The sequence below is a fragment of the Seohaeicola zhoushanensis genome (genome assembly GCF_014656415.1).
GTDB lineage: Bacteria > Pseudomonadota > Alphaproteobacteria > Rhodobacterales > Rhodobacteraceae > Seohaeicola_A > Seohaeicola_A zhoushanensis.
The window spans coordinates 23668-30691 of sequence record NZ_BNCJ01000034.1; the positions used below are offsets into that span (position 1 = coordinate 23668).

General features: G+C 60.0%; 9 protein-coding genes. 5 read left to right on the forward strand and 4 right to left on the reverse strand.

Annotation, left to right across the window (positions count from 1 at the left end):
* Positions 1–12 precede the first annotated feature (12 nt).
* Both panB and panC read left to right on the forward strand, forming a co-directional pair.
* Positions 13–837, forward strand: coding sequence for a 3-methyl-2-oxobutanoate hydroxymethyltransferase (panB, locus tag IE266_RS25035; protein ID WP_189682867.1), 825 nt, complete (start codon positions 13–15; stop codon positions 835–837).
* Positions 837–1724, forward strand: coding sequence for a pantoate--beta-alanine ligase (panC, locus tag IE266_RS25040; protein WP_189682868.1), 888 nt, complete (start codon positions 837–839; stop codon positions 1722–1724). The genes panB and panC overlap by 1 nt, the downstream gene beginning before the upstream one ends.
* A gap of 209 nt (positions 1725–1933) precedes the next feature.
* Here panC and IE266_RS25045 read toward each other — a convergent pair whose 3' ends face one another.
* Positions 1934–2266: an H-NS histone family protein gene (locus IE266_RS25045; protein WP_189682869.1), complete on the reverse strand. Its 333-nt coding sequence runs from the start codon at positions 2264–2266 to the stop codon at positions 1934–1936.
* A gap of 429 nt (positions 2267–2695) precedes the next feature.
* Between IE266_RS25045 and IE266_RS25050 the strand changes: the two genes are divergently transcribed.
* From IE266_RS25050 to IE266_RS25060, 3 genes are all read left to right on the forward strand, one after another.
* Positions 2696–2983: an HU family DNA-binding protein gene (locus IE266_RS25050; RefSeq protein WP_189682870.1), complete on the forward strand. Its 288-nt coding sequence runs from the start codon at positions 2696–2698 to the stop codon at positions 2981–2983.
* A 617-nt stretch (positions 2984–3600) separates the two neighbouring features.
* Positions 3601–3918, forward strand: a complete 318-nt coding sequence (locus tag IE266_RS25055; RefSeq protein WP_189682871.1) for a hypothetical protein — start codon at positions 3601–3603, stop codon at positions 3916–3918.
* A gap of 66 nt (positions 3919–3984) precedes the next feature.
* Complete coding sequence (locus tag IE266_RS25060) at positions 3985–4560, forward strand: hypothetical protein (protein WP_189682872.1); 576 nt, start codon at positions 3985–3987, stop codon at positions 4558–4560.
* A 441-nt stretch (positions 4561–5001) separates the two neighbouring features.
* Here the strand turns inward: IE266_RS25060 and IE266_RS25065 are convergent, their stop codons facing one another.
* From IE266_RS25065 to IE266_RS25075, 3 genes are read right to left on the reverse strand one after another with little or no spacing between them, the layout of a single operon-like run.
* Positions 5002–5703, reverse strand: a complete 702-nt coding sequence (locus IE266_RS25065; RefSeq protein ID WP_189682873.1) for an RNA polymerase sigma factor — start codon at positions 5701–5703, stop codon at positions 5002–5004.
* Positions 5700–6230: a cupredoxin domain-containing protein gene (locus IE266_RS25070; RefSeq protein ID WP_189682874.1), complete on the reverse strand. Its 531-nt coding sequence runs from the start codon at positions 6228–6230 to the stop codon at positions 5700–5702. Before IE266_RS25070 ends, IE266_RS25065 begins: the two co-directional genes overlap by 4 nt.
* The gene (locus IE266_RS25075) at positions 6227–6646 is read right to left on the reverse strand and encodes a hypothetical protein (RefSeq protein ID WP_229864481.1); all 420 of its coding nucleotides are present in this window, start codon (positions 6644–6646) and stop codon (positions 6227–6229) included. Before IE266_RS25075 ends, IE266_RS25070 begins: the two co-directional genes overlap by 4 nt.
* Between the last annotated feature and the right edge of the window lie 378 nt (positions 6647–7024).

The following is a 7024-nucleotide window of genomic DNA, read 5'->3' on the forward strand; positions in this document are numbered from 1 at the left end:
GGGAGACCTGACATGAGCCAACCCGCACCGCAAAAGGCCCTGACCGCCGCCGAGATCCGAGCCCGCAAGGGCGGGGCGCCGCTGGTGTGCCTCACCGCCTATACCACCCCGATTGCCAGGCTCGCCGATGCCCACTGCGATCTTGTCCTCGTCGGCGACAGCGTCGGCATGGTGCTGCACGGGCTTCCCTCGACCCTGCCGGTGACGCTGGAGATGATGATCCTGCACGGCCAGTCCGTGGCGCGTGGGTTGGAGCGGGCGCTGATGGTCGTCGACATGCCCTTCGGCAGCTACGAGGAAAGCCCGGCACAGGCCTTCCTCAACGCCGCCCGGATCATGGCCGAGACGGGGGCAGGAGCCGTCAAGCTCGAAGGTGGCCGACACATGGCCGAGACTATTCGCTTCCTGGTCGACCGCGGCATTCCCGTCATGGCGCACATCGGCCTCACCCCGCAGTCGGTGAACGCGCTCGGCGGCTATCGGGTGCAGGGCAAGGGCGACGACGCCGAACGCATCCGCGACGATGCCCAGGCCGTGACCGACGCCGGGGCGTTCTCGGTGGTGCTTGAAAAGGTGCCCGCCGCGCTGGCCGACCAGATCACCGCCGAAATCACCATTCCGACCATCGGCATCGGCGCCTCGGCCGGTTGCGACGGCCAGATCCTGGTGATCGACGACATGCTGGGCCTGTTCGACGCCTTCAAGCCGAAGTTCGTCAAGCGCTACGCCCATCTTGCCGCGGATGCCGCCGAGGCAATCCGGACCTATGCCGAGGAGGTGCGCGCACGTGCCTTCCCGGCCCCCGAACATGTCTTCACCGACGAAGGAGCCAAGTAATGCAGATCATCCGACGCAAGGCCGAGCTGCGCGACCTCACCCGAAGCTGGCGCCAGTCCGGCAAGACAATCGGCGTGGTGCCAACCATGGGTGCGCTCCATGCCGGGCATCTCAGCCTGGTCGAGGCTGCCCGCGCCCGCTGTGCCCGTGTCATCGTCACGCTCTTCGTCAATCCCCGGCAGTTCAACAATCCCGAGGATCTCGCGAAATACCCCCGCACCGAGGAAAGCGACGCCGCAAAGCTCGCGCCACTTGATGTCGACGTGCTCTATTTGCCCGAGCCAGAAGAGATCTACCCCGAGGGGTTCGCAACCACTGTCTCTGTGACCGGCGTCAGCGACGGGCTCTGCGGCGCCACCCGGCCGGGACATTTCGACGGCGTGGCCACGGTGGTGACCAAGCTGTTGCTTCAGACCGACGCCGACACCGCCTTTTTCGGTGAAAAGGACTACCAGCAGCTCCAGGTGGTGAAGCGCGTCGCAGCCGATCTCGACCTCAAGACCGAGATCGTCGGGCTTCCGACGATCCGCGAAGAAGACGGCCTCGCCATGTCCTCGCGCAACCTGCGCCTCTGCTCCGAGGCTCGTGAGACCGCCCCGGTGATTGGGCGGGTGCTCACCAGTGCGGCCAATGTGATCGCTCGCGGCGGCGACCTTTCGCTAGCTCTTGAGACGGCGCGACAGGCACTGCTGGCCGCGGGGTTCACCGATATCGACTACCTGGAGGTGCGAAGCGATCCGGATCTTGCACCGATGGCAAAGGCCGACCGGCCGGGCCGGCTCTTCGTGGCCGCCTGGCTCGACGGGGCGCGGCTGATCGACAACGTGCCGGTACTTCCGCCGACGGTGGCGGCGCGGTCGGGCGAGAAGGCCGTCGAGCCAGTTTGAAGCAACAGATCGACCCGGCCCTAACATATTCCCAAAACAACTCGGGATCGGTCGAACCGGTTCGAAGTATCCTACTGCCACCTCCTCCGAAGAATTGATTTTTGGAAGAATGAGGGCTGAGAGATTTCGCAGATCCGGTTATTCTCTCAGCCTCCTTTTTTGTCGGCATGAGCAGGGAAAAGACCCTGAATTTCCAGTACAATCGTCGTTTAGTCCTCCGTGATCAGAAAACTCTCCAATCCCGTGCCAGCCTCGATGGCTTCTTTGATCCAGGCCGGCTGCCGCCCCCTGCCCGTCCAGGTCATGGCCGGGTTTTCCGGATGACGATACTTCGGCGGGTTGATCGTGCCCTTGCCTTTTGGCCCGTTCATCCCATCCAGGAGTTCAGCGAGCGAATATCCCAATTCCTTGGCGGCTAACTGCGCCGCTGCGAGAGCTTCCTGCTTTTTTCGCTTCTCATACTCCGTGATTGCATTCTCGACATCCTTGCGGAGTGCCTTCAGTTCTTTGAGATCAAGCTTGTCTAGATCTATTTTGGCCATGGCCGTTTCTTTCCGGAAATCTACGATCCGCGACATAAACCTTACCCACTGGATTTTCCACATGAGAATGCGAATGTAGGCTTGCTCCAACGCCATCGAATGATCTGGCATTTCTGTTCGATACCTGCTCTCAAGCTGTCGACGTACTCCAGTCTTTGGGTTGCTGTTTTCTCTCTTTCGTAGACAAAAGGCACCCGCCGGCGCCATTTCATGCAAAGCAATCGGGAACAGTGTGAGGATTCGCCGGTGATACTGCCGACGTCAGACCTCCACGGTTGGATATGGTCGCTGATGCGAGAAGGTCGCTCTGTGTCTTCCAATCTGCTCGATAGATGTTGACGCTGGTGACGGCAGTGGGTCTAACAGCCGGGCTGATGTGACAACCGCGTGTGGTCATTTGCCAGGTTCAAGCCGACGAGAGGAGACGTCATGATCAGGAGCGAACTCATCGCAAAAATTGCCGACGAGAACCCGCATTTGACGGCGATGGAAGCGACGCGCGCGATAACCATCGTGTTCGACACCATCGCAGGACATTTGGCAAATGACGGCCGCGTGGAACTACGCGGGTTTGGCGCCTTCACTACCAGGCAACGTGATGCACGCGACGGGCGCAATCCGCGCACGGGAGACAAGGTTGCCGTTGACGCAAAGGCGGCCATTCATTTCAAGACTGGCAGAGCCCTACACAGCCGACTGAACTCTGAGACCTCTTGATAACCGCATGCCGTGATCCACGCAGGCGTCGTTTGAATGGCCTGCGGTCGAGCGCGACCAGCACGACCGCACAAGCAAGTCAGGGATGCTTGACGCTTACGGGCTCGACAGCGGGGGTAATCGCTTTTGCATGACTGACTTCAACGTCTCCCAACGAAAGTAGGACGTCCGCCGACCCGAGGCTCCAACAATAGGCCCATCCTTTTCGCTTCGAACAAGGGAGTCGGCACGCTTGTGAGCACCACGCAATCTGCCGGTCTTGCGAGGCGATCCTGCTCTACAGTCCACGATCGACAACCTATCGCTGCTTCGCACTCGGATCAGCGACTCAAACGGACGGCTTGCGAATTGGGACAACCTGGGAGCTGCTGCCCCAATTACAATCCTTGCCGCCTCTGGACGCAACATATATCATAAACAGAATAGCCTTGGCGACGCCAGCCGCCAAGGCAAACTACTGGAAATGCTTGGCGGCATCACCACTCACGGAACGTCGCCATCGGAACGCTACCACGGAGTACCTTGGCCGCCAAGAACTTATCATTATGATAATGTATTCCGTGGTGCGTTTTCCAGTTTGAGACCACCGACAGAGCATGATTGGACGAATAGTTTACATGGACAAGCTCAGATCCATATTTGAACTCCGGGAAATGTTGCGGGAGCTCGAACGGGATGTCGGCCTTGAGGCTCTGAACCGCACTGAGCGAGATGTCTTGCTTGCGGCGCATAGCCTGTCAGACCAACCAGGCGAAATCGTCAGTTCCGAACAGCTGCGTAGTCACGCGCTCCTGAAGTCCGTTGCCCAGGCAACGCTATATCGCGCCATCCGCACTCTCCTGGGACACGGCCTTTTGGAACGGGCTGCCAAGACCAAGGCGCGTTCCTATGTCGTTCGCAGCGATCTCGTCAACGGCGATCATTCAGGCCACTAAGGTGGGACCTGCGAGCCCTGCGGCAGGTGGCGCGCATCCAACCCGAAATTCACGGAAATACGCCGGATGAAGGTGCTTGCAGACTTCGCTGTGGTGGTGGTTGCCTACATTCTGGCCCACGGCATCATCGCGCTGCTGGTCACGCCGCTTCAGATGCGCGTTCTTCCGGAAATCACTCCGTTTGCCAGCCTCATCTATCTTCCTCATGGCGTTCGCGTCTTGACCACTTGGCTGTTGGGACGTGTGGCCTTTGCTCCGCTGTGTCTCGGGGCTTTTCTAGCGGAGGTGATTTTTACGCCGCCCGAGGTGAGTCTCGCCGCGCGCCCAACGATCATGATGTCGATTGCCGTCGGCGCTTTCTCTGCGCTCCTGGCGTTTGAGGTCATGAAAATGTTCGGTCACGACCTGTACGCGGGTGGGAGCTTGCGCATCCACTGGAAGTGGCTGTTGATCGTGGGCATCCTGGCTTCGATCTTCAATTCGATCGGCCAGGCCGTCGTTTTCTCTGGCACAATCTTATCTGAGCATTCATTGGCCGTACTCTTGACCTACGCGGTTGGCGATACCATCGGACTGGTCGCCACGACCCTTGTTCTCATGCTCGTATTTCGCTGGTTGCGCAGGTCAGCAAAGCGTGGGTAGCTGCTCTACCGGCGCGCAGATTAGTCAATCTGCTGCGGCTGGCTTACCGGCAGCTGCAGGCATTATCGTGATTGACGGACTACGAGGCCGTGTGTTGCGTTGCCTCTCAACGTCTAAAGCGGACAGATAAGGACCGCGACTTCGAAAAGGTTTGGTGGAAAGGCCGGACAGATCGTGAGCCGGCCCTTGGCGCGAATGCTTTTCGACCTCAAGCAAGCGTTCTGTCGAATAGTGAGCTTCTACCGCCCGTTGGAGCACCCGGCCGGAGATTTTCCGAGGAGTCATATCTCACTACGGCGTCACCGTGCCTGAGTCATTCATCGGCTTTTCCGGCGGGGCGTTCGCGATGTAGCGTGCCCCTCGGGCCGAACCGTTTGGGCGGATGATATTGACGGGACAGGTTTCTGGGCGAGGACCAGATCTTCTCAAACCGCTTGCAGCTCAAAATATTGCTTCTGTCTTTAGCTTCGCGACCACCCGGTTCGCCATGTCGGCACAGCGCTTGCCGTCGAACGGGAAAATCTCCTCGAAGCCGCCGCGCATCTTGCGTTGCAGCGCAATGCGCAGCAGGAGGCGAGCTCGGAACAGCCGGGTCTTCACTGTGATCTTATTGATCTGCAATTGGTCAGCGGTGGCTGCAGTGCTTAGGCCTTCGGTTTCGCGAAGCATGAAGACCAGCCGCAGATCCGGCGGCAGTTCGGCCACTGCTGTCTCGATCAAGCGCCGGATCTCGGCTCGCAGGATTGCGGCTTCGACGGGTTCGGAGCCTTGGCCGGGAAAATCCAGAACATGGGAAGTGTCGCTTTCGGTCACTGTATCGTAAACCTCGCTCGGATGATGGCGCCTGAGCCGCATTCTGGCGGCATTGATGGCGATCCGGGTGATCCAGGTCGTGAAGCTCGCTTCGGCGCGGAAGCTATCCAGCTTGTTGAACGCGACGAGATAGGTGTCCTGTACCACATCTTCCGCTTCAGCATCGCTCGAGACGATCCCTCTGGCGACCCGGAAGAGCCGGGGATTGAGGCGGCGGATCAGTTCACGCACGGCGGACTCGCTGCCATTGCGCGCAGCCGTTACCAGGGCTGTCTCGGACCTGGTGTCATCCCGCACGATGCGTGTCTGGAGGCTTGGCTGCGCATTCATGGCTTGCTCTCCACGTGTATGACGCCATTGGCGAGAATGGCATCGACCGCTGGAAGCGCCGCGAGCACATCAGCGGATATGTCGTCGCGGTCGCTGGAGGGGCCCTCCCAGCCAACATGAAGTGGTGTCCCGACCACGATCCTTCCGACCATGGCCGCCATCTCATGTGGAAGGCAATAGAAGTCGTAGACGCCGGGAACCGTAAGCGTGACTTCGAAGCTCTCTTCGGGCAGCAGGAAGTCGCTGTCCCATGGCCTGGCCGATGCCGGAATGCGTCGCGTCCTGCCGAAAAGCTCCGGATGATAGGCGGTCGCGGTATGGCTGTTGCCGGGATCGCGGTTGGTGAAGCGCAGCGTCGTGCCGGGATCCACCGCCAGGCCTTGGGGCTCGAACCATATTTGCTCGCCACGGGCGGTGCCCCGCATCTCGATTTCCACCTTGGTCTGGGCCAGAGCAACGCAAGGAACCCCGAGGGCAGCGGCAGCGCTGCCCCCGAGAAGGATGATCCGACGGTTGATGCGGCTCATTTGGCCAACCGTCCCTTGGCCTCGGCGTCGTGGAAAAGCACGACATGCGCATGGGGTTTCTCGACCCCCGGATGCCCGGCGTTGTAATAGATGTCGACTGAGCTGACTTCATGAGCACCGAGGCCGAGACCGTCGAACGCACTACCCGCCTGTAGCTCTTCCAGCGGCGTCATATAGATGGTGGCCGACAGCTTGCCGTCGTGGTCGTAGGCCAGGAAGGGGCCAGCGGGCAGGCTGGCGGGGTCGACAAACAGCGTGCCGAGACCCGGAATGAACGCGGGCAGCGGCAGCGCGTCGCTGACCTGCACGAATGGCGGCCCCGGCGGCGATTGCCGCAGGGCTTCTTTGTCATGAGCGATGGCAATCGTCGCCGAAGAAAAGACGAGGCTCGAAACCAGCAGGATGTGTTTCATCATGGGGTAGTCCTTTTCCGAACTGCAATCGGTGAGATCTGTCCTCACCTGACCATTGGATGCAGCGAGACCGAAAAGGTTCCCGGAAATTGTCGTCTGGTCGAAATGCTGCATACACAGCAGTCGGCGGCTGATCGAAGCGAGGCGCTATTGAAGTTGGATCTCGGTCCTGGCTGTTTGATGCCAGTGTTTGATCGTGCGATCCATTGGCCGGAGTGGAAAGAAAGCACTATTGATTGAGTCCGTTATGGCAGCGCCGCTAAACCGCACGCGGTGCAAGTGCTGCATCGTTCGGCACGATCCGCCCAAACTCCCTTGGGTGAGGGAGTGTCCTGAACTTTGTGTATCCGGGCCGGCCCATGCGGTTTGGGATACTCAAGC

Coding starts and splice junctions, on each gene's coding strand:
- panB (WP_189682867.1), top strand. CDS start 13: ATGAGCCAACCCGCACCGCAAAAGGCCCTGACCGCCGCCGAGATCCGA.
- panC (WP_189682868.1), top strand. CDS start 837: ATGCAGATCATCCGACGCAAGGCCGAGCTGCGCGACCTCACCCGAAGC.
- IE266_RS25045 (WP_189682869.1), bottom strand. CDS start 2,266: ATGGCCAAAATAGATCTAGACAAGCTTGATCTCAAAGAACTGAAGGCA.
- IE266_RS25050 (WP_189682870.1), top strand. CDS start 2,696: ATGATCAGGAGCGAACTCATCGCAAAAATTGCCGACGAGAACCCGCAT.
- IE266_RS25055 (WP_189682871.1), top strand. CDS start 3,601: ATGGACAAGCTCAGATCCATATTTGAACTCCGGGAAATGTTGCGGGAG.
- IE266_RS25060 (WP_189682872.1), top strand. CDS start 3,985: ATGAAGGTGCTTGCAGACTTCGCTGTGGTGGTGGTTGCCTACATTCTG.
- IE266_RS25065 (WP_189682873.1), bottom strand. CDS start 5,703: ATGAATGCGCAGCCAAGCCTCCAGACACGCATCGTGCGGGATGACACC.
- IE266_RS25070 (WP_189682874.1), bottom strand. CDS start 6,230: ATGAGCCGCATCAACCGTCGGATCATCCTTCTCGGGGGCAGCGCTGCC.
- IE266_RS25075 (WP_229864481.1), bottom strand. CDS start 6,646: ATGATGAAACACATCCTGCTGGTTTCGAGCCTCGTCTTTTCTTCGGCG.